This is a genomic window from Candidatus Zixiibacteriota bacterium, from assembly GCA_017999435.1.
In the GTDB taxonomy this organism is placed as follows: domain Bacteria; phylum Zixibacteria; class MSB-5A5; order GN15; family FEB-12; genus JAGNLV01.
Window position 1 is genome coordinate 637,269 of record JAGNLV010000001.1, and the last position, 21,705, is coordinate 658,973.

The 21,705-nt window shown below is 65.7% G+C and carries 11 protein-coding genes; 2 read left to right on the plus strand and 9 right to left on the minus strand.

All coding sequences use genetic code 11. The annotated features are described in order from the left end of the window. Window positions 1-42: 42 nt before the first annotated feature. The gene (locus KA261_02805; GenBank protein ID MBP7696717.1) at window positions 43-6,045 is read right to left on the minus strand and encodes a T9SS type A sorting domain-containing protein; all 6,003 of its coding nucleotides are present in this window, start codon (window positions 6,043-6,045) and stop codon (window positions 43-45) included. A gap of 586 nt (window positions 6,046-6,631) precedes the next feature. On the opposite strand from KA261_02805, the gene KA261_02810 reads away from it, so the two are divergent. Both KA261_02810 and KA261_02815 read left to right on the plus strand, forming a co-directional pair. Next, window positions 6,632-7,327, plus strand: coding sequence for a hypothetical protein (locus tag KA261_02810; GenBank protein MBP7696718.1), 696 nt, complete (start codon window positions 6,632-6,634; stop codon window positions 7,325-7,327). 626 nt (window positions 7,328-7,953) lie between these two features. Continuing rightward, window positions 7,954-9,915, plus strand: coding sequence for a hypothetical protein (locus KA261_02815; protein ID MBP7696719.1), 1,962 nt, complete (start codon window positions 7,954-7,956; stop codon window positions 9,913-9,915). Window positions 9,916-9,987: 72 nt separating this feature from the next. Here the strand turns inward: KA261_02815 and KA261_02820 are convergent, their stop codons facing one another. The 8 genes from KA261_02820 to KA261_02855 all read right to left on the minus strand — a co-directional run bounded on the left by KA261_02820 (window position 9,988) and on the right by KA261_02855 (window position 21,488). Then, window positions 9,988-11,325 carry an HDOD domain-containing protein gene (locus tag KA261_02820; protein MBP7696720.1) on the minus strand — a complete coding sequence of 446 codons (1,338 nt, stop codon included), beginning with the start codon at window positions 11,323-11,325 and terminating at the stop codon, window positions 9,988-9,990. Window positions 11,326-11,486: 161 nt separating this feature from the next. Beyond that, the gene (locus KA261_02825) at window positions 11,487-14,045 is read right to left on the minus strand and encodes a serine/threonine protein kinase (GenBank protein MBP7696721.1); all 2,559 of its coding nucleotides are present in this window, start codon (window positions 14,043-14,045) and stop codon (window positions 11,487-11,489) included. Window positions 14,046-14,169: 124 nt separating this feature from the next. Further along, entirely contained in the window at window positions 14,170-15,699 is a 1,530-nt protein-coding gene (locus tag KA261_02830) for a ribonuclease H-like domain-containing protein (protein MBP7696722.1), read from the minus strand. Further along, entirely contained in the window at window positions 15,674-16,732 is a 1,059-nt protein-coding gene (locus tag KA261_02835; protein MBP7696723.1) for a HEAT repeat domain-containing protein, read from the minus strand. The genes KA261_02830 and KA261_02835 overlap by 26 nt, the downstream gene beginning before the upstream one ends. Continuing rightward, window positions 16,732-18,684: a hypothetical protein gene (locus KA261_02840; GenBank protein ID MBP7696724.1), complete on the minus strand. Its 1,953-nt coding sequence runs from the start codon at window positions 18,682-18,684 to the stop codon at window positions 16,732-16,734. The genes KA261_02835 and KA261_02840 overlap by 1 nt, the downstream gene beginning before the upstream one ends. 137 nt (window positions 18,685-18,821) lie before the next feature. Continuing rightward, window positions 18,822-19,205, minus strand: a complete 384-nt coding sequence (locus tag KA261_02845) for a prepilin-type N-terminal cleavage/methylation domain-containing protein (GenBank protein MBP7696725.1) — start codon at window positions 19,203-19,205, stop codon at window positions 18,822-18,824. A 368-nt stretch (window positions 19,206-19,573) separates the two neighbouring features. Beyond that, window positions 19,574-20,002, minus strand: coding sequence for a prepilin-type N-terminal cleavage/methylation domain-containing protein (locus KA261_02850; protein MBP7696726.1), 429 nt, complete (start codon window positions 20,000-20,002; stop codon window positions 19,574-19,576). Between the two features lie 79 nt (window positions 20,003-20,081). Continuing rightward, window positions 20,082-21,488 (minus strand): sigma-54-dependent Fis family transcriptional regulator, encoded by a 1,407-nt coding sequence (locus tag KA261_02855; GenBank protein ID MBP7696727.1) that lies wholly within the window; start codon window positions 21,486-21,488, stop codon window positions 20,082-20,084. Between the last annotated feature and the right edge of the window lie 217 nt (window positions 21,489-21,705).

A 21,705-nucleotide genomic window follows, 5' to 3' on the forward strand; every position in this document is an offset into this window, starting at 1 on the left:
ACGGGCGTATCAGAGGAAAGATAAGAGAGGGGGATTGATGTCTTACTTCAACAGGATCATCTTCTTCGTGTCGTTAAACTCCCCGGCCTCAAGGCGATACAGGTACACGCCCGATGCCACCCGGCTGCCGTCGGCCGCCCGACCGTCCCATTCCACCTGGACGCGCCCGGCATCCGACCCGTGGTACTCGCGCACGAGCGCCCCGTTGACGTTGTAGATCGCCAGCGTCCAGTCGGCCGTGTTGGCCAGCGCGAAACTGATCACCGTGCTCGGGTTGAACGGATTCGGGAAATTCTGGTCGAGCACAAACTCGCTCGGCAACACCCCGCCGGTGGCCGCCACCGAGTACGCCTGACCCTGGTAGTCAACCACTTCGGCGCGCGCCAGGAGCAGCTCGCCCGACCCTTCGAGCGCCACCGAGACCAGCTCCTGCGGCCCCGCCGGGATCGCCGCCTTACCGATCTTGAACAGCAGGATCCGCAGCTGGCCGTCCATCACGTTCCACTTGACATCCATACCGGCGGCGGCTCCGATCGCGGCCACGTTGCTGACCTGTGCGCCGCGCGGCACCTGGTAAACCAGGAGCGCCCCGCCGATCTCACCCGGCGCCTCCGAACTGATCGTCACCCGCCCCTCCTCGCGCAGCGCGCTCAGGATGACATCCTGGCCCCGCGGCGCCAGACGCGGGAACGGGTTCTCGTCGCCGACCAGCACCCGGATCAGGTACACCAGATCGGCCACTGTCAGCGTCAGCCCGTCGGCGTTCACGTCGGTCGCGGCGATCTGCCCGGCGATGTTCACGGTGAAGACCGACAACCCGTAGACAAAGTAGTTGGAGAACAGGACCACGTCGCTGATCTCGTTGGGCACATTGTTCAGGTTGACGTCACCCCGGTCGTCGAGCGAATCCGGATGGCAGATGTGGATGCCGGCGTTATAGAATTCGACGCAGCGAGTCGGCGTCGGCTTGCCGGGCACCGGCACGAAGCAGTCGTCCGGCGCGCCCAACCCCATGGGCCGCGCCGCTTCCGGATAGAGCGCGTCGTCGTCCTCGTCCCAGCGCAGAACGTCGTTCTCGAATATCCGCAGGTCGACCATGAGATTGTAGCCGGTGGGGTCGGAGAAGGCGTTGTCGCCGCAGTCAAACCAGTAGAACTGGACGGGCACCCACTGGTCCCCCAGCGACTGGTCGTTGGCGACGTAGAACTCCAGGGTCGCAAACAGGCCCGCCGGCGAAAGCGCCGATGCCGGCGGATGCTGCGCGCCGTTGTTCATGTCGGCGATCCCCACCAGGCGCACAAATCGATTGGAGCAGCTCGCCCCGCAGTTGACGTCGTCAAGCCGGTACGTGAAGTACTCCCAGGCCTGGAGCGAGGCCGCGCGGGTGAGGCCGGTCAGCGTCAGCACCGACTTGTCGAACGCCAGCAGCAGATCGAATCCGCCGATCGGCGTCAACGCCTCAATGTAGATATCCATCGTCTTGGTCACGCCGACCGGAGTGCAGTCGCCGCCGTCCAGCCAGATCTTCACGCAGACATCGCAGCCCGGCTTCTCCACCACCTCGACATCCATCGTGTCGCGAACCGTGTGGCACCCGTCGGTCGCCTCAAAACAGAAGCTGTACACGCCGAACGTGTCGGGGACGAAGCACACCTGGCCGCTGTCCGTGCCGGCAAGCGTGAAACTGCCCGCGCCGCAGGTCCGCGAGAGAACCGGCGTCGACTCGGCGTCGGTTGCGAAAATCCCGTCGATACAGATCCGGCTCGTATCGTCGGCGCAGCGCTCGAAAGTCTGCAGGCCGGGCACCGTGAGCACCGGCGACTGGTCGGCGCGCACGATCACATTCGTGGTCTTGCTCACCGTGTTGCAGTAGCCCACCGCCGTGAGCGTAATGGGGTAGGTGCCGGGCGCGCTCACCGGCAGGCAGACCCGTCCGGCGCTGTACACCGCCGGGCTCGTCACCGTGACGTTCACCTGCGTCCCGGTCACGGTGACCGGGTAACAGATCGTGGCCGGACCGCTGAAACAGACCAGAGTATCCTCGGTCGCCGGCGCCGTCACCGCCACCTGTTCCGCGCGCACGATGGAGACGGTGAATTCGCAGGTGTCGCTCCCGCAGGGCGCAGCCGCGATCATCCGCACGTTTATGGTCCCGGTCGCGCTGACCGGAACACATACCTGTCCCGTGCCCGCGTTGTACCACCCGACCGGGGTCACCGTCACCGTCGCGCCGGCCGGACTGACCGGAGCGGCCACGCAAACCGTGTCGAGGGCGCAGATCGTATCGACCGGCGGGCTCGTCGGGCAGATGATCGTCGCCGACTGCCCGGCCAACACCCGGATCGTCACCGTGTCCTTGCCGGTGGCCCCGCAAGCGTCGGTCACGGTCGCGATCACCTGGTATGTGCCCACGGCCAGGTTGCTGAAGCAGATCGAATCGGGCCCCACCACTCCCGCACCGGCCACGACCGACACGATGTTGGAGTCAAGGTCGGCGACCTGGTACCGCACGCAGACATTGGCGGTGGCGCAGGTCGTCACCGGCGGCGGGGACGTCAGCACGATCACCGGCGGGCGGTTTGTCTCGTACGTAATCGTGAAGCTGCAGGTATCCGCGCCGCAGTCGCCGGAGGCGATCAATGTAATCGACTTCTGTCCGACGCCCGAAGGAATCGGCACGCAGACCGTCCCATTGTCTATGAAGGCGCCCCCCGACGCCTGGACCGACTCGACCGACGCCGATGCGCTGTAGGGCAGGCAGATCGTGTCGGGCGCACACAGGATGACGGTCGTATCCGGCGGGCAGAGAATCGAGACCGGTTCGGCGACGCTCACGGGGACATTGAACTCGCAGGTGTCGCCGTTGCACTTGGCCGAGGCGATGACGCGCACGCTGTAGACGCCGCTCGTATCGGCCGTGAAACAGAGTTCGTTGTTTGCCCAGACGCCGATGTTTGTCCAGACCGAGTAACCGGCGCCGGTGATCTCCAGCGGCAGGCACACCTCGCCGGGCGCGCAGAGCACAACCGCGGGCGGGGCGCCGACGGGGCAGTCAATGTCGACGGAACCGCCTGTGGTGATGGTCACGCAGAAATTCGCCGTATCCTGCAGGTTGCACTGGTCGGCAATCACGAGCGCTCCGCAGTAAGTACCCTCCGCGCCCGGGGTGAAGCAGATCTCCGAGGCTGCGGCGTTGTAGGTAAATCCGCCGGTCAGCGAGACCACCGTGACCGGCTGGCCGTCCGGGTCGGCAATCGTGACGGGCAGGCAGACCTGCTGCGGCTGGCACTGGCTGAGAGCTGTATCCGGGGCCGCAACCGTCACCGTCGGCGGCCGGTTCGCCAGCACGGTGATCTGCATCTGGTCGCTGTCGCTGGCGCCGCAGGAATCGACCGCCACCGCGGTCACCGTGTACGTGCCCGGACCGGCGAGGTCGACGCAGATGCGGCTTGTCCGCGGATTGTACACGCCTCCAGTCACCGTAATCGACTGAATGTTCCGATTGACATCGCTGATCGCCGCCGGCAGGCAGAACGTCTCAGTGCCGCACAGGGCGAGGCTGGTGTCTCCCGGCAGGAACACCACCGGGGCGCTGTTGCACAGCACCGTGACCCGGAACTCCCGCTGGTAGGTCGTGCAGGGCGTCCGCACCGTCAGGCGCACCCGGTTCTGATTGGAGCACTGCGACCAGAAACAGACCGTCTGATTGGCCGCGTCCCACCAGGTGTTGATGCCGCTCACCGTCACCTGCGCCCCCTCCGGCACTCCGGCCACGGGGAAGCAGAAGGTGTCGACCAGCGAACACGTGAACACGGTCGTGTCGCGCGGGGTAATGATATTGACGTTCTCGTCCGTCTTGATGGTCACGACGGCGGTGTCGACGTCCCGGTTGCCGCACTCGTCGATTGCCGTGATGATGATTTCATACTGGCCGCCCGTGTAGGGCACGAAGCACACGCGGCCGTCGTTGGTCACCGTGCCCCGGTTGGTGATCACCGTGTCGAGGTCGCCGTCCGGATCCGTCACCGCCAAGGGGAGGCAGATCCACTGGGAGTAGCAAAGATAGATGGTCGTGTCCGGAAGCGGCGCGATCACCGGCGGCTGTCCCAGATCGACCGAAATGTTCACCGTGTCGACCGCCGCGCCGCAGGAATCCGTGACCTGCGCGATGAGCCGGTAGAGACCGGCCGTGTCGGCGGGGAAGCAAATCCGGCCGGTCTCGGCGTCGTACGATGCGGCGGGCGGGAGGATCGTCAGATCTCCCGCGGACGCCTCGACATCGACACACACTTCGCCCGGCCCGCAGAGACTCACCGCCCGGTCGTCGCCGAGATCCACAGAGGGTCCCGATGAGAAGGCGACCGTCACCCGGGTCGTGTCGCGGTCGCTGAAGCCGCATTCGCCCACGACCCCGAACACGATCGTGTAGACGCCCGCCGTATCCGGCGTGAAGCAGATCTCGCCGGTCTCGGCGTTGAACGAGAACACGTGCTCCATCGGAAGAATGTAGGACAGCACGGTGTCCGCCGTAACACTCGCCTCGACACAAACCTCCGTAGTTCCGCAGACCGAGACGGCCAAGTCATCTCCGAGGCTCACGGTCGGCGGAGCCGGCCGCGACACCGTCACGACCGTCGTGTCGGCGGCGACGATGCCGCAGGAATCGGCGGCCGTCACCACCAGCACGTACACGCCCGCGGTATCGGCGGTGAAGCACAGCCGGTCGGTCGCCTCATCCCAGATGCCGAAAGAGGCGGTCACCGAGGCAATATCGAAATCCGGATCGTCGACCGCCGCCGCGAAACAGACGGTCTCGGGGGCGCACAGCGCCACCGCAAAATCCGCCGCCATGGTCACGTAGGGCGGACGGTTGCCGGACACGGTCACCGGGACTGTGCAGGTATCGGTCAAACCGCACTCGTCGGTCACTGTGAGCGCGATCTCGAACGCGTCCGATTCCTCGCCCGCAAAGCAGACTTTCCCGGTCTCGTCGAGGTACGCGTTTCCCGAGATGACGGCGAACTCCAGCGGCCCGTTTTCGGGATCGAGCGCTTCGACCTCAAAGCAGAAGGTATCGAGAGCGCAGGTGGAAAACTCCTGGGGGTCGGGACAGACCAGCTGCGGCGGCCGGTTCGGCACGACCAGGACGCGCACCGAATCCACCAGCCACTGGGGGCTCACCGGCGCCCTGTCGCTGCCCTCGCAATCGTCCAGATAGGAATACGTAAACGTGTACCAGGCGCTGTCGCCGGGCGCCGGCGCGAAGCAGGTGCGCCCGACCGAATCATTCACGACCGTGGTTGACCCGGGCCCGCCCACCTGGTTGAACCAGACGGCGTCTCCATCCGGATCCGAAAACACCACGTCGAAACAGATCTCCCCCTCGGCGCAGAGGCTGAAAATGCTGTCGGCGAGGACAATTCGCGGCGCGCCGTTGAAGCGGACGGTGTCATAGACCGTGGCCGCCGCCCTATTGCAGTCGTCGCTCGCCGCGACCTCAAAAACGTACACTCCCGCCGTGTCGGGCGTGTAGGTGATAAGCCCCTGACTGTCGATTGTCCCCGGTCCCGACACAATTTCCCAGGCGAGCGGCCTCGACTCGGGATCCCACGCGTACACTTTCAAGTAGTGCGGACCGGGCCAGCAGACCTTGAACGCGTTGTACTGGTCGCCCAGAGTGGGCGGCTCATCGACCCACACAATGTAGCGGTGCCGGAAATCCGCCGAGTCCGTCGGGGCATACCACACCCGGTAGACGATCTCGAAGGCGGTGTCGCCGGACGGCGCGTATTCATAGTAACCGTAGAGCTTGTCGGACACGCTGTATGTCAACGCCCCCGGCCCGCTGACGAGCGCCATGGCGACGCCCGGATTGCCCGGGTTCGGCAGGTCCACCGCAATCGTATCGAAGAGCGCCTCCTGGAAACAGAGGGCCACCGAATCGGTGGCGATCGTTGCCGCCTCCGCCTGAGCCCAGGCGCCGGCGCTGCAGATAAGGGTGAGGACAAACAGCATTGGAATTCGCGGAATCCCTGAGTGTTTCATCTTTCCTCTCGGTCGAACTGCCCGGCTGCTCGAGTCCCCACCGGACAGCTGCCTGGAATCAGTGTCAAATCGATCCAGTAGTGCCATATTTCCATGCGCCGACGGGGCATAGGAAACCTGTCAACGCAACATTTAGCGCCGGTAACCCCACACCAATCGTGGACGTATAAACTCGATGCGCCAGTGCAGTAATTGCGCGGGTCTCTTTGGCCATACAAATATACTTTCCGGTCCCTAAAAGTCAAGGTCATTTCACTCCGCAGGAACAGTGACGCAAGAATCGGGCCAACAGATTAACGGCCTGAACTCAATGAACTTACGCCGGCCCCGGCCCCTCTCCTGCAACCGCCCCGCCCTAATTGTGAAGCCGCTGTGACAGATTGTGCTTTTCCTTGCCTACCGGCGCATCTGAACCCCGCGCCGATCATCGGTCGACAGTCAGATTTCAACCCGCCCCGCCTCGGAGCAGTCGGTGCGCCGCCTCCGGCCGCAAACCCGGAGGACACGGCGGTCTGTCCTTTACATCCGTCGACTGCCGCATTACCTTGGTCTGAGGTTCACCTGAAAACTGCGGTGCAGCGGAATCATGAAATTCGCTCTGGGTCTGGAGCAGACCGAACCCGGCAAATGGATTGCCTGGGTGGTTGACCTGCCCGGATGTTTTGCCCGGGCCTCGGCGCGTGACGAAGTCGTGCGGTGCGCCCCGCGGGCTATCGCCGATTACTTCAACTGGCGGGACGGGTATGAGCGCGTCAGCAGCGAGGCGATCGAGCAGATGGGTATCGAGGTGGTCGAGGAATTCAGGAACTACGAGACGCTCGACGGGTACTGGGTGAATGCCTTCTTCGCCTGGGACCGCCGTCCCCTCCTGGCGGGTGAGATCGACGACGTGCGGTGGCTGTTGAGCTGCACGCGGTCGGACCTGATTTCCGCCGTGCGCCGGGTACCGGCCGCGGCCCTCGACCAGCCCATCGCGGGGGAGCGCTTCGGCACGATCGCCGGGATCCTCACGCACGCGGCCACGGCCGAGCGCTGGTATCTGGACAAGCTCGGTCTGGCGCCGCAGAAAGAGACTCTCGGAACCGATCCCTTCGCGATGCTGGAATCGGTCCGCCGCCACCTGCTCATGCACCTTCCCCGCTTCGCCAATGATGCGACGGTGAGCGAGGGGCACGGGGAGTTTTGGTCGGCCCGCAAAGTCGCCCGCCGGGCTCTCTGGCACGAGCGGGTCCATACCTGGCACATCCAGCGCCTGACGGCGCAACTTGTGAACCAGCGGTAAACGAGCCCGGCGCCGCCGGGCAGACCGCTTTGCCGCAGCGTGACATCCCCCGCCCACCAGGTCCGCCCCGGCGGTGGCCAAGAGCCGTCCACGCCACTTGCCCGACCTCGCCCCGCGGAGGGGCAGGAGAATCACGTAAGGCGTTACCAATCAGTCGATTGCGGGGCCCGACGCGGAATAACCCCAGCGCCGATTTCCCCTCTGCAAAGGAAACCAATTGCGTCTCGCTGCGTATCCAAGCTAGGGTACGTGTGCCTGAGCGCACGTAAGCCGCGTGACGGTCGGCGCCGGGATTGACCCGGCGGGAAGAAAATGGCCGGCCGCGTGTAGAAAAAGAAAGGACTTGATCTTGGCAAATATGTGCCAACTCATTGGGTTGAAAGACCATTTGCCGGTCGGCGAACCGCCGATGGTCGAGAACCCGTGGGATGTTGACTGATCCCGCGGGTGGCGGAAAGGACACGGACATGACTGCCGCAGGCGTAGGAGCAAGCATACCGCGATTCGGCGGAGATCAGCCGAACCGGACAGGTGCGGGAGCATTCCTGCAGGCCGGCTTGCGGTGCGGCGCGCGCCGAGGCCGAAGGGCGGGAGCGGCGACGGCGGTCGCGGTCATGTGTGTTCTTATGGGAGGTTTCTCCCCGGCCGGCCCGGTGTGGGCTCAGGCCCCGCTTCCTCCGCCGCCGCCAGCGGGCGACCGGCATCAGGATCGTGCGGAAGACGCCCGGCGCGAGGAGCTGCAGCGCCTCAGCCGCGAGGTCCGAGATCTCGGCCGCGAGTACCTCGAGCTGCTCAACGAGCTCAAAGAGGTGATGAAGGACTACAACCGGTACCTCGCGGAGGCGGCCGTCAAGTCGCGCTCCGCCGGTCGGAGCGGGCAAACGGCGGCGAGCACGGTGACCGCGGAGCAGAAAGAGCTGCAGGTGTTGATGGAGCGGCTCGCCGCGGGCGCGTACCTGAAAAACGCCCTGCAACTGGAGGGGGACCTGAGCCGCGTGCGCGCGGCCCTCGACTCCCAGCGGGAGGCGGTGCGGGCGGACCGGCGCGCCTATGCCCTGAGCGAGAATCTGGGGCGCAGCCTCGAGGCCATCACCATCCAGCTCGAATCGGAGCTCGCCGACCTCCCCTCGGAAAATGACGGGCTGCCGCCGGAGCTCTATTTCTGTTTCCAGCAAGCCAGCGACTCCGGGCAGGTCGACGCCGAGAAGCTCCGGCAGGTCTATGTCAGACTGCTGGGGCGCGACGGGAACGTCCAGGTGGCGGTGCCGGATTTCGATTTCACGTTTGATTTCGACCCCGCCCAGCTGGCCAAGCTGGAGTACCTTGATTCGCTGTTCGGGGATTCGATGTGTGCGGTGATCCCGCAGGTCTATGTCGCGTCGGCCAAACCACCGGCCCCGCCTCGAACGCCGGTGGTGGTGGGCGACCGCAACATCGTGTTCACGGGCGCCGGGGGAAAGACCGAGGTGGTCCGGGAGTACGGCGACAGCCTGCGGGTCGCCTCGCGCGCGCCGATCACGATCACCAACCCGAACGGCGACCTGCGCTTGATCGGGTGGGACCGGGAGCTGCTCCTGGTGCGGGGAGAGATCACGCTCGGGGCCGATTCGCGCAAAGCGGCCGAGGCGCTCGCGGAAGAAGTCCGCCTTCGGCTCGAACGGTCCGGCAGCGGCTACGAGGTCGGCTACCTGATGCCCGAGTTGCGCGATACCCGCCAGAAGGCCGCGAACCGGACTCTCACCGTCATGGTGCCGCAGGACAACCCGCTCATCGTGACAAGTCCGTTCGGCAGCGTTGTGCTCGAAAGCCTGGAAAACGATGTGATGCTCACCACCGAACACGCCGACGTGACCGGCAGCGACATCGTGGGGCGGGTAGGGCTGACGTGCCAGATGGGATCGGTGCGTCTGACCGGAGTCGAGGGGCATATTGCGATCACCGCGCGCCGTACGCCGGTGGAGCTGCAGGGCTGCGATGGGGAGGTGACGATTGACAACGAGTACGCATCGGTGCAGCTGGCCGAGTGCGCCGGGCCCGTCGACATCCGCAACAGCGGCCAGGTGCGCATCAGCTACCACCAAGGGGATATCAGCGTCGACAACTCCAACGGCCAGGTGGAGGTCCAGCACTCCGAGGGAAACTGCCGGCTGACCAGCCGGTACCAGCCGATGCAGATCGCGTACGTGAAGGGGTCGGTGACGGCCGAGAACAGCCACGCCCCGATTGTGATCTCCGACATCACCGGGCGGATCGAGGCCGGCAACTCCTTCGCTCCCATCCAGGCCACCGACTTCTCGGGACCGATCAGCCTGACTAATTCCAACGGACCAATTACGGTGAGCGTGTCGGGACCGCTGCAGGGACCATCGGCGATCCGCTCAACCGGCGGCGTGATCAACCTGACGCTGGAACCGGGCATCGACCTGCTCATGCGGGCGACTGCGGTCGACGGCAAGATCGAGTCATCCTACCCCCTGTCGCTGAAGCAGGCCGGAACGACGACTGTGGCGGAGCTGGCGCTGGGGAAAGCGCGGCCGGAACTGACGATTACGGGAACGCGGACCAGGATCGTGGTGGGGGAAGACTGAGCCCGCGGGGCGACCCTTCAGAGCTTCTCTCCGACTTTCGATAAATCATCTAATCCATTGGTGTCCAACCGCTTACTTCGCGGCCGGGGCCGGGCTGTCGCCGATCGCTTCGACTTTTTTCCGGATCTTCTTTTCGATGTCGATGATGTACGTGTCGTCGTAGTAAACGGTGGTCTTGAAGGCGGAGAGATTGGTGAGCTCCTCCATCACTGAGCGGATCGTCTTCACGCCGTTGACGATGATCTCCATCGATTCGAGCGCGCTCTCGGGATTCCGGGCGAACGTGCCCCGACGGATATCGTGCTGGACGAGCTGGGCGCGGCCGAGGATAGCGCCGACCGCGTTGTTGATGTAGTGATTGAAGGTGGCGGTGATGGTTTTGAGGGTCTCGAGGGCGGATTTTTCGAGCTGGCCGCGGGCGATCTCGCGCTGCATGGCGCGGTTCTCGCGCAGCAGCCGCTCGAGCGCGATGAACTGGTGGTAGAGGATGCGGTTGGCCTCCGTGAGGAGCACCTCGTTGGAGCCGATTTCGATTTCGAGGAAGGCCGCCTCCTGCATGGTCCGGGAGAGCAGATCCTCGCGGATCTTCTGCAGCCGGTCGGCATCGATCTTGAGGTTGCCACAGAGGATGTCCTGGCGATCCATGTGCTGGGCGTGGAGCGGGCGCGCCTTCACAATCGTGAACTGGGCGATGTCGTTGGCGAGGGCGACGATCTGCGGAAGGCGGAAGGCCGGGTCGTGGTCATCGGCCGGGTACTCGGTGTGGTGCTTGCCGACCGCGGAGCAGACCGCCTCCGGGATGTGCCACTGTTCGAGGAGGAACTGGCCGACACGGGCGTGGTTGGTGCCCCAGACCTGATCCTCCAGATCGGGCAGGCTCTCCCCCGCCTCGGCCTGCCGCCAAAGCCGGGCATAGCGCTCGGGGAACGATTTTTCCAGCACGAGCAGACCGATGTCGTGCAGGAGGCCGGCGACGAACGCCTCTTCGGAACACTCGTAGCGAATCGATTCGGCGATACTCCGGGCGCCGATCGCAACCGCCAGCGAGTGGCGCCAGAAGCGAAGGCGGTCGACGGCCCCGGCCCATTTGCCGGTGAGGTCGTAGACCGAGGCCGAGAGCGCCAGCGCGGTCACGGCGCGCATCCCGAGGGTCATAACCGCCTGGGTGACCGAACTGATCCGGCGGCCGGCTCCGAAATAGGGGGAGTTGGCCAGCCGGAGAAGTTTGGTCGTCAGACCGGGGTCGCGCATCAGCACGGCGGCCAGGTCGCGGGCGGAAGAATCAGGATCGCGGGCCAGCCGGAGTACCTCGGCCAGCGACTGCGGCAGCGAGGCCAACTCCTCGTGATCCCGGAGGATGATCTGGAAGAGATCCTGCTCGGTCATGGCGGGCGTCTTGGCGTCTGTCATATGAGTATTATCGGCGGAATGAGCAAGGGGTTGAGACGAAGGGCGAGAATCAGGCCGGCAAATCGGGCGCCCGCAGGCAGTGCCGTCCCGGCGGCGTGTTGCGGGAAAAAACGCCGGCCCCGCGCAGCCGGGCCGGCGGTCGCGAGCGGGCGGCTCCGAACCTACTTGGCCGGGGCCGGGCGACGCACCGCGTAGTAGGTGGCGTAGACCGCGGGCACACCCCACAGAAGGAGACACAGCAGGGAGTCTTTGAGGAACCCTCCGTGGCCATAGTGGGCCAACATGACGGCGCTGTCCACCAGGTTGTAAACGACGACCGCGAGAGCCCCGGCGAACAGGCCGTAGCGATTGGTCAGCCAGACCGAGACAAAGATGAAGATCACCAGCCACAGCGCCGGCAAATCCACAGCGCTGTCGCCGGCCGCGGACGTCTGGTTGGCAGCCACGAGCACCGTAACCACCAGGGTCAACAGCAGCCAGGCTCTCTTGCCGACCGGCGTATAGTGTTCCAGAATCTCAGCCAGGAGAACGAACAGGCCGACCGCCGCGCATGTGAAAGGCAGCCCCAGGATGGTCAGAGACAGCACCTGCACGCCGGAATTCACATACTCGGAAGACGACGACAGGCTGCCGGCCGTATCGAACAGGACCGCGGCCGAATGGCGGTAGAGCATGCACACCACATACAGCGCGGCGCCGCAGACAAACCCGGTACTCGCGGCGGCGGCAAGAGCAGGGCGCTCCATCCTCCCCTTCAGGAGGGGCGCGAGTCCGGCCAGGAGGCCCGGTTTGACACGCCCGACCACACCATAAACGGCGGCGATGACCAGATACACGGCGACGGCCAAGAAGGCAAAGAGGACGAGAAGGAGGAGCACATGGGTCAGCACGCCGGCCGTGCCGGTATCAGCGAATTTCTCGTACGCCCCGGTGCCGCCCAGCAGGCCGATTACCATGAGGGCGTAAGCGGCGACGAGGACCGACGGGGACGGGAACTGCCACATCCTCTTTTTGGTGACGAATATGCAGGCAGCCAAAAAGGCCAGCGTGACCGCGCAGAAAGTGCCGGTAGAGATCCAGTCCGGGCCCCGGCTGGCGATGGTGCGACGCAGAACCTCGGGGAACGCCGCAGTCGAGCGAATGTCCGTGAGGGCGGCGCCGGAGAACGTCGCACGGACTTCTCCCACGGCCCCGGCCAGGAGAGTATCGGGCTCGACCCACTGAAAGCTCGTTTGGGCGACGCCTGCGGAGAAGGAAACGGCCACCGGCATTTCTCTCAGGGAATCGAGGTCCCGGCCGAGAAATGCCTGCGCATACTGCCCGGCCGCGCTCCGGAGCGAATCAACGGACGCGGAATCGGACCTCCGGTCGGGGCGCAGCGAATGGCTGAAGGAAAAACACCGGCCATCGAGGGTCGTGAGCACGTCGTACCGTTCCTGCTGATCGGCGCTCACGGCAGCGGTACGGTAAAACTGGGCAGGCCGCCATTGGCTGAGCGCCTCCCACTCGCGGTCGGAGGGACGAAGGAACTCCCTGATTTCCTGAAGCTCGGCGTCGGCATCGCTGACGGTGTAGGATCGGAAACCCAAAAGGCCGCTGTGGTCACGCCGCGCCAGGTCAAGGGCGGCCTTTTCCACCTGCGCAGGTGCGGTCGTAGCCCGCTCGAGTTCGGATAGCGGCTGGGGGGTGAAGGCAAGCAGAAGCGCCACACCGACTGCGGCGAGGCCCAGGCCGAAAAGCAGAAAGAGCGGTTTCGGCTGAGGCGGGCGCGCGGGAATCTGCGACGCGTCGAGAGCATCCGCGACCGGCGCGGCGCCGACTCCGCTCCGGGGCGAGGAGATGACGGCAAAGGGGTCGCCGGACCCGGAAAGGACGCGCTGGAAGTGCTTCAGGTCGTCGACCACCTGGCCGGTTTCCTGATACCGATCCACCGGGTCCTTCTCCAGGCACCGGCCGATAATGCGGAGCAGTTCCGGAGGGATGCCGGTCCCGGCGGGATCGAGGGCCGACGGCGGTTCGGCGACAATTCTGTGCGCGATTTCCGCGGCGTACTCGCCGCGAAACGGGCGGCGGCCGAGGACCATCTCGTACAGCACGACTCCGAACGAGAAGATGTCCGAACGTCTGTCGACGGCCGTTCCCCGCACCTGTTCGGGAGACATGTAGGCGAAGGTGCCCGCGGTCCCCCCGGTGCGGGTGATGTCCTGATCGTCAGTACGCTTGGCCAGACCGAAATCGAGGATCTTTACCCGGCCGTCCTGGCCTACCAGAATGTTGGCCGGTTTGATGTCGCGGTGCACAATACCCGCGTCGTGGGCGGTCTTGAGCCCGGAGGCGATCTCAACGGCCGTCTGGCAAATCTCAGCAAGCGGCCGGTCGGGCTGGGCGCTCAAGGGACGGCCGTCAACGTATTCCATGGCGATAAACGAGCGGTTGCCCGCCTGGAAGACCTCGTAGATGCCGACGATGTTCGGATGGTTCAGGTTGGCGAGGATTCTGGCCTCCCGCCGGAAGCGCGCCTGGAACTGCTCGTCCTGGGCAAGCTCCGGGGACAGATGCTTGAGAGCGACTTTGCGGTCGAGATCCATGTCGTGGGCAAGGAACACGGTTCCCATGCCGCCGGCGCCGATGCGGGACTCGATGCGGAAGTGGCCGACAATCTGGCCCTCGGCGAGCGGCGCTATGCTTCTGGTGACATCATCCTCGGCGAAGTCGCTCATACATCCTCCTGGCGCAATAATGGAGCCGACGCCCCGCGATTAGCGATCGTGCATTCCAACAGCGCTCAATTTGTCGCTTTTGCCCAAGCGCGTCAAGTGCAATCAGAACAGCGGGGCCGCCGGCTCACGCCTCCTGCTTTCGCACCAGGCGATCCCGGCGCTTCTGCAGACTCCTCCGACGCGAGGGATTCAGGTCGGGGAGGGATTCGGCGCGGCGGGTATAGGCGAGGGCGAGGGCGAATTCCTTGGCGCGGTGCTCATAGTGGATAGCGAGTTCGAGGCAGGCGCGGTAGGCGACGCGGAGGAGGGTTCCGGCATCGGCGGGTGAGGTCAGGCCGGGACCGGAGGGGGTCTGATCGGCGGGGAGGTTGTGCCTGATCGGCAAGTCCGAAGCTCCGGTCGGGGTGTGCCTGGGTTCCCGCCTTCGCGGGAATGACAAATGAGAAGAGCCGGTCGCGGGACCGGTGGCGGGAGGAGGCGCGGGACCGGTGGCGGGAGGAGACGCGGGACCGGTAGCGGGACCGGTTGCGGGAGGGGCCGGGATTGACGACGCGAGCTGCTTCCAGATCACGACAGCCTCGTCATACTCCCCGCGGCGCTTATGAGTCTGCGCGTGGAAGAAGAGGACATCGGCGGGGAGCGCACGGGCGCCGGGGTGACCGCCCGGTTGGGCGCGGTCGGCGCGAGGGTCCGGATGATCGGCCAGGGGGTCGGGAGTGCCGGCGAGACTCTCCACCCGGCGGTTGAGATCGACGACCAGATCGAAATCGCGGCGGCGGTTGAACACGCGGGCGAGCGAGTGGAGATCGTCGATCTCCGAGAGCCTCTCCCCTCGCGACTCGAACACCTCGGCGAGGACGGCGGCGAGGAAGTACAGCGAGACGATGTCGTGGCGGTTGTGCTGGAGGACTTTCTCCATCTCGTCGAGTTTGTGATCGCTCAGCCAGTCGAAATAGACGGAGGGGACGAGGTAGCCGGGGATGTCGTCGAAACGGCGGAACCCGAAGACATCGCGCTCAATATTGCCGAGGTCGCACTGGCGCAGGCGCCGCCGGAACAGGCGCCGGACCGCGTGGAGCAAATCGACGTGGCGGGCGCGGGGGATCTCCCGGCCGACGCGGTTGATGGTGAAGCGGTCGAGGAGGATGGGGAGGTCGAACGCGGCGCCGTTGTAGGAGACCAGGACGGTGCGGTCGGAGAATTCCTCGGCGACCGCGGCCAGCAGCGCGGCCTCGTCATCGTAGTCGGGCAGCAGATACTGGCGGACCTCGAAGCCGCCCTCGACGAGAGCGCCGAGGCCGACGAGAAAAGCGGCTGTGCCGGCGCCGCCGAGGCCGATGGTCTCGAGGTCGAAGAAGCGCAGGTCGGCGACGGGGAGGCGGGCCGGGTCGTCGGAGGCGGTGAAGGCGGAGGCGGGGAAGTCGGTGCGGGCGGCGAAATCCGCCAGCGCGATCTCGCCGTGGGTGTAGACAGGGGGAAAGCGTTTGCGGATGAGGACAAAACCGCCGCGCGCGGTGCAGACCGCCTCGCCATCGAGCCGCTCGGCCAGCACCCGGCAGCGCTCCGGGAGAACCTCGGGCGGCGGGGCCGCGGGTTTTGCGACGATGTGGCCGCGGAGCCGGTCGAGCTTACTGTGCAGTTCCTTTTTCGACATGGCGGGCCGTTTTCAGGGCGGACTCCACTTTCAGGCGCCCGAGGCGGTCAGGCTGCGCGGCGAGCAGTTTCTCGCGGTAGCGGCAGCGATCGAGCGGGTCGGCCTCGATGAGGGCGCAGGCGGCCGGCACGCGCCGGGCCGGGTCGGGATCCTCCGTCGCCTGCCGGAAAAGCGCGTCGAGCGCGCGGTCGGCGCCGATGCGGCCGAGGGCCGCGGCCGAGAGGGCGCTCACGAAGGCGTCGGCCGAGGCCAGAGAATCGATGAGGACGGGCAGGCTGAGCACGGTGTCCAGCTGCAGGAGGGCGTCGACCGCGGCCAGGCGGGCGCCGTAGAAGGGATCGCCGAACCGGTGGACCAGGGGCGCGGCGGCCTCGAGGATTTTCAGCCTGCCGGCGGCGACCGCAGCCGCCTTGCGCACCTGGCCGATCGAGTCGCCCAAGGCGGCCAGGATGGCGTTGTCGCCGCGCCGGTCGCCGATGTCGCCGAGAGAGCCGATCGTCTCCTCGCGGACCTGCCAGGCGGCGTGGGTGCTCTTGGCGATGAGCGGGAGAACGGCGCCGGTGTCCTTGATGTCGCCGAGCGCCCAGGCGACGCGCGAGACCACGAGCGGATCGGCGCGATCGAGAGCCCGCACCAGGTCGGGAACCGCGGGAGAGCCGATGCGCTGGAGAATCCAGATGATCGTCCAGCGGTCGCGGGCCGATTTCGTGTCGAACTTGTCGATCAGGTATGGGACCGCCGGCTGGCCAAAAGCCGCGATCGAGTCCATCGCAGGGCCGGTCAACTTCTGGTAGCGCACCTCGCCGGAGGAAGCGATGACAAACAGCGAGTCGATGCGGTGCTGGAGGTCGATCTGCGCGCTCAGAGCGGGGGCAAGGACGATCACCAACAGGAGGCCGCCGATGAGGGTGCGCACCCGGCCGCCGGGCCGCCACAGCGGCCGCCGGGCCGCCGGGTCAGCGTGAGACGCACGGCCGTCCGAGGCGGTCCTGGGCTTCTGAAGGGTGTCCTGATTCTTGAAATCCGAAAACATCACTGCACCTCCCCGATGACGGCGCTGTCCGGGCGCGGGGCGCGTTCGATGTCCATGCCGCCGCCCCATTGGGAAGGGGTGCGCCAGTAGAGGTTGTCGCCGCCGTAGCCGTTGTAGAGGTCTTCGCCGCCGAGGTCGAGGAACAGGCCGATCGAGCCGAAATCTCGACGGGGGTTGCCGTAGCCGTGCGTGTTGTCGGCGTTGCGGATGAAGTAGCGGTCGGCGCCGGCGTTGTCGATGAGGATGCCGACGCCGTTGGCGGAACCGGCCGCCTGCGAGAGGTCCCAGGCGGTGTAGAGATCGTCGCCGGCGCGGTCGAGGAGGAGTCCGCAGGAGTAGTCGTGGCCGACGCCCTGCATGAGGCCCTTGCCGATGTAGGCGTCGTTCCCGGCGTCGTCGATGAGCACGCCGAGGGTCATGTGGGTAGCGCAACCCTGGGCATACTGGAACGAGTTGTAGGTGTCGTTGCCGGAGGAATCGTAGATGACGCCGAGCGACCACCAGTAGCTCGTGCCCTGGCCGAAGATGTCGGTGTAGTAGGCGTCGCTGCCGCGGTCGTCGATGATGGCGCCGATGCCGCCCGAGGTCCACGGGCGGAGGCCGTAGCCGAAGCCCTGCGAGAGCGAGAGGTAGTGGTCCTCATAGCGGAGGATGTCCTTGTACTTGCCGCCGGCATAGTAGCTGTCGGAACCGTCGGTGTCGTAGATCACGCCCATGCCCTCGGTGAAGCCGAAGCCCTGGGCGTAGAGAGCGGCGTTATAGCAGTCGCGGCCCCCCTCGTCGATGAGCAGGCCGAGTCCGAACGAGCCGGCGGCCATGACGTGCGTGTCGCCGTCGTAACGATCGTCGCCGGCCGCGTCGTAGAGGAGGCCGAAGCCGAAATAGCCGGAGCCGAGGGCGAACGACTGGGCGTCGTAGCGGTCGTTGCCGCCGAAGTCGAGGAGCAGGCCGGCGGAGAGGCAGCCGGAGGCGAGCGCGAAATCGGTGAGGCCGCGGTAGCGGTCATCGCCGGCGAGATCGATGATGATGACGCCGTGGGGGCGGGCCGGGTCGTAGGAGAGGCGGTAGACGTCGTCGCCGCCGAAATCGAAGATGAACCAGTAGTCCCCCTCGTAGTAGTCGGGGCCGGGGCCGCCGACTTTCCAACCGGGTTGGCGGCCGAGGTAGGATTCCTCGCCCACCCCTTTCTCGGGGATCTGGCCGAGACCTTTCATCACGGCGCCGGCGTCCAGGGTCCCGGCGGCGAGGTCGCGGCGAAGGGCGGCGATTTCGGGCATCAGGTCGCGGAGGCAGTCAAAACCGGCGGTGAGGATCGGGTCCTTGTCGATCCGCCAGCCGAAAGCGGTGAACTCCTCCGTGTACTTCTCCTCGATCTTCTCGACCGAATCAAGCTGCTCGGGGGTGAAGAACTCCTCCTCCGCGTGACTGACCAGCAGTTCCTTGAATTCGGCGGTGAGAAACCGCCGCTGGGCGGGGCTGAGCGATGCCAGGGCCGTCTCGGCGGACCGGGGGAAGATGACGTCGAGGTAGAGACCGGCCCGGGCCATGAGCTGGTTCAGGCCGGGGCTGGCGTAGAACAGGTTATAGCCCTGCTGCATTTCCGGTCCGGTCGGACGGTACGGCGGGGTGCGGTCGGGGCGGCCGACCACCGCGAGATCGCGGGACAGGAGCGCGGCCGTCACCTCGGGCTGGCCTTTGGTGTAGGCACGGCGGAGACCGGCGGCGTAGTCGATCATGCCGAGGGGGTTCTCCATGAGGCCGGAGAGGACCTGGAGGCGGAAGGAGTCGGGCTCGGTGTAGTCGGGGCGGAAGCTGATGTCGGCCGGGGTGAGGGCCAGGTAGTCGGCGAGGTGGGTCAGGCCCCAGATCTCCGGGGGCGGTTCGCCCGGGGCGCCGGCGGCCGGCAGGCACAGCACCGCCAGCGCAAGCGGTACAAAGCGCAGGTTGGTCATACGGTATCCTAGCATTGTGGGGCGGGAGAAAGCAACTACAATAGAGGTATCGGCGGCGGCCGGGCGAAAGTTGCGCAAAAAGAAGGGGCGCCCGCGAGCGGGCGCCCCTTCCGGTAGGGAGGTGTGAAGTCGTCCTATCAACCCGTGACGTCGTTGACGGTGCACTGGAGAATGCCGCCGTCGTCAATCGTCCAGGTGTCGATGGTCGCGTCATCATCCAGGTTCGCGGTCGCCGTGGCCGTGAACCCGGTCCCGTTCAGAGCGATGACGTAGCCGTAGCGGCGCGGCGGCTGCGGCTGCAGCTCGACGCCGATCGTGTTCAGATCGGTCACGTATACGTCATGCTCCTGGCGGTAGGCGTGCTCCATCGTGTAGATCTGCTTCAGGATACCCTTGGCTTCCGACTGCTTGGACTTCATCGACGCCTGCATGAAGCGCGGGATGGCCAAAGCCGCCAGAATCCCGATGATGACCACGACGATCATCAACTCGATCAGGGTGAAACCTTTGCGGTTGCGGATGGTTGAGAACATGCTGACCTCCTATAGTACGGTGATTCAGGTTCCAGCTTTCACTTCAGCATCTGTGTCGGCTGATCCTATCGCAAAGTCCATACCTTTTGCCGTCGGAAAATTGAACAGATTGGGGGGCCGGAAAGCCTTGCGGCGGTATAGGTTTTCGGGAGGGCCGGCGGGCTATGGCGAGGGGCCGACAGATTCGACGGTTTTTGTCGGCCGGGGAACTCGGCAATTTGCGAGAGTCCTTGCAGGATGCAGGAGCGGCGGCGGGCGGGAGGGGAGGCCAAAACGAAGCGACGGCGCGCCTCCGGAGAGACGTGCCGTCGCACGGATCGATGGCCATCAGAGGACCCCACGCCCGTCGGACGGGATCAGGAGACGAGAATGTCATTGACGGTGTTGGTGAGGACGCCCTGCTCGTTGATTGTCCAGGTGTCGAGGACCGCGTCGTCGTCGATGTTGGCCGTGGCGGTGGCGGTGAAGGAGCCGGCGGCCGTGGTGATGGTGTAGGTGTAGCGGGCCGAGGCGCCGATCTCCACGCACAATTCGGCGAAGGCGGTCCGGTTCCCCGCGCTCGCGGGGGCGGCCGGCGTCCAGTAGGTGTTGTTCTCGGAGGCGTGGAAGTAGGCGCGCTCGCCCTCGTAGACCTGCTTGAGGATGGCCTTGGCCTCGCTCTGCTTGGACTTGGCGCTGGCGGTCATGTAGCGTGGAATGGCGAGGGCGGCGAGGATGCCGATGATGACGACGACGATCATCAGCTCGATCAAGGTGAAACCGCGATTGTTCCGTATCCGATTCATATCCAGATCCTCTTCCCTTTCGGTTCGCTTTAGCCCTGGTATGTGCAAGCGGCATTCCCGCGGCCTGTGCAATCTTCGCCTAGGCGCCGTCAGGAGTGCCGGACGGTTTATCCTTTCGGGTGACAAAGTCGGTCAGGTTGTAGCGCTGAATCTTCCGGTACAGGGTGGAGGCGTCGATCCCGAGGATCCGCGCCGCCTCGGCTTTCCGGCCCTCGGTCTGGCTCATCACGTAGTGGATGTAGGCCTTCTCGATCGACTCGAGGGTCGGAGTCGCCGGCTGGTCGGGCTGGATGAGACCGGCCGGGGCGGCCGACGGCTCGCGGAGTTTGTCGGGGAAATCGCCGACATCAAGCGTCTCGGACCGGCTGAGGAGAGCGGCCCGTTCGATCGTGTTTTCGAGTTCGCGGACGTTCCCGGGCCAGGGATAATTGCGGAGCAGGAGACGGGCTTCGTCGGTGAGGCGCTTGACCGGCACGCCGAGCTTGGCGCAGCAGCGGTCGATGAAGTGCTGGGCCAGCAGGTCGATGTCGTCGGCCCGCTCGCGCAGAGCGGGGATGGCGATGGGGATGACGTTGAGCCGATAGAAGAGGTCGGCCCGGAAGCGGGCGGCCTTGACCTCGGCCTCGAGGTCGGCGTTGGTGGCGGCGATGAGACGGACATCGACCTCGAGCGGCCGGGTGTCGCCCACGGGCGTGATCTTCTTGTCCTCGAGCACGCGCAGGAGTTTGACCTGGATGGCCATGGAGGTGTTGCCGACCTCGTCGAGGAAAAACGTGCCGCCGTCGGCCACCTTGAACAAACCGTCCTTGTCCTTGACCGCGCCGGTGAAGGAGCCCTTCTTGTGGCCGAACAGCTCCGACTCGAGGAGGCTTTCGGGGAGCGCGGCGCAGTTGATGGTGACGAAGGGTCCCTTGGCGCGGCTGCTGTGGCGGTGGATGGCGCGGGCGATGAGGTCTTTGCCGGTGCCGGATTCGCCGCGGATGAGAACGGTGGAGTCGGAGGCGGCGATACGGGCGGCAAGCTTCTTCAATTGCGCGACCGGCTCGGACACGCCGATGAAGTTGGCGAAAGACGCCCCCTCGGCGAGCTGTTCCTTGAGCACCCGGTTCTCGTCGATGAGCCTTTTGCGGCTGAGGGCTTTCTCGATGGTGAGCTTGATAGCGTCGACCTTGAAAGGTTTGGTGACGTAGTCGACGGCCCCCTGTTTCATGGCTTCGATGGCGGTGTCGACGGTGGCGTAGGCGGTCATGACGATGAGGTCCTGGTCGGCCTTGAAGGAGCGGACCTCGCGCAGGACGTCGAGGCCGGACATTTCGGGCATGTTGAGATCGGCGATGACGAGGTCGTAGGCGCGGTCGCGCAGCAGCGCGAGACCGTCGCGGCCGGAAGCCGCGGTGTCGACCGCGTAGCCCTCGCGGTTGAGCATGATCTCCATGAATCGGCACATGGATTCTTCGTCGTCGATCACCAGAATGCGCGCGTCCATGGGTTCTCCCAGCGATGCTGCCTGTTGCCGGATTGACCGTATCATAGGATAGTTTCGGCAGGCGGGGCGGACATTATAGGCGGACGGCGGCGATTGCGCACGGATTAAACAGGCCGTTGACGAGGGCGGGGGGGCGGCGTATATTGGGTCGTTTCCGAGTGAAACCGGGCGCTCTCGGCCGGGCGCGCAAGCCCGGCCGGGCGAGCCGGCGGGCGGG

What these genes read in the sequence shown, in the direction of transcription:
- KA261_02855 (MBP7696727.1), bottom strand. Translation starts at nt 21,488, where the DNA reads ATGGACGCGCGCATTCTGGTGATCGACGACGAAGAATCCATGTGCCGA.
- KA261_02820 (MBP7696720.1), bottom strand. Translation starts at nt 11,325, where the DNA reads ATGACAGACGCCAAGACGCCCGCCATGACCGAGCAGGATCTCTTCCAG.
- KA261_02840 (MBP7696724.1), bottom strand. Translation starts at nt 18,684, where the DNA reads ATGACCAACCTGCGCTTTGTACCGCTTGCGCTGGCGGTGCTGTGCCTG.
- KA261_02850 (MBP7696726.1), bottom strand. Translation starts at nt 20,002, where the DNA reads ATGAATCGGATACGGAACAATCGCGGTTTCACCTTGATCGAGCTGATG.
- KA261_02815 (MBP7696719.1), top strand. Translation starts at nt 7,954, where the DNA reads ATGGGAGGTTTCTCCCCGGCCGGCCCGGTGTGGGCTCAGGCCCCGCTT.
- KA261_02805 (MBP7696717.1), bottom strand. Translation starts at nt 6,045, where the DNA reads ATGAAACACTCAGGGATTCCGCGAATTCCAATGCTGTTTGTCCTCACC.
- KA261_02830 (MBP7696722.1), bottom strand. Translation starts at nt 15,699, where the DNA reads ATGTCGAAAAAGGAACTGCACAGTAAGCTCGACCGGCTCCGCGGCCAC.
- KA261_02835 (MBP7696723.1), bottom strand. Translation starts at nt 16,732, where the DNA reads ATGTTTTCGGATTTCAAGAATCAGGACACCCTTCAGAAGCCCAGGACC.
- KA261_02825 (MBP7696721.1), bottom strand. Translation starts at nt 14,045, where the DNA reads ATGAGCGACTTCGCCGAGGATGATGTCACCAGAAGCATAGCGCCGCTC.
- KA261_02810 (MBP7696718.1), top strand. Translation starts at nt 6,632, where the DNA reads ATGAAATTCGCTCTGGGTCTGGAGCAGACCGAACCCGGCAAATGGATT.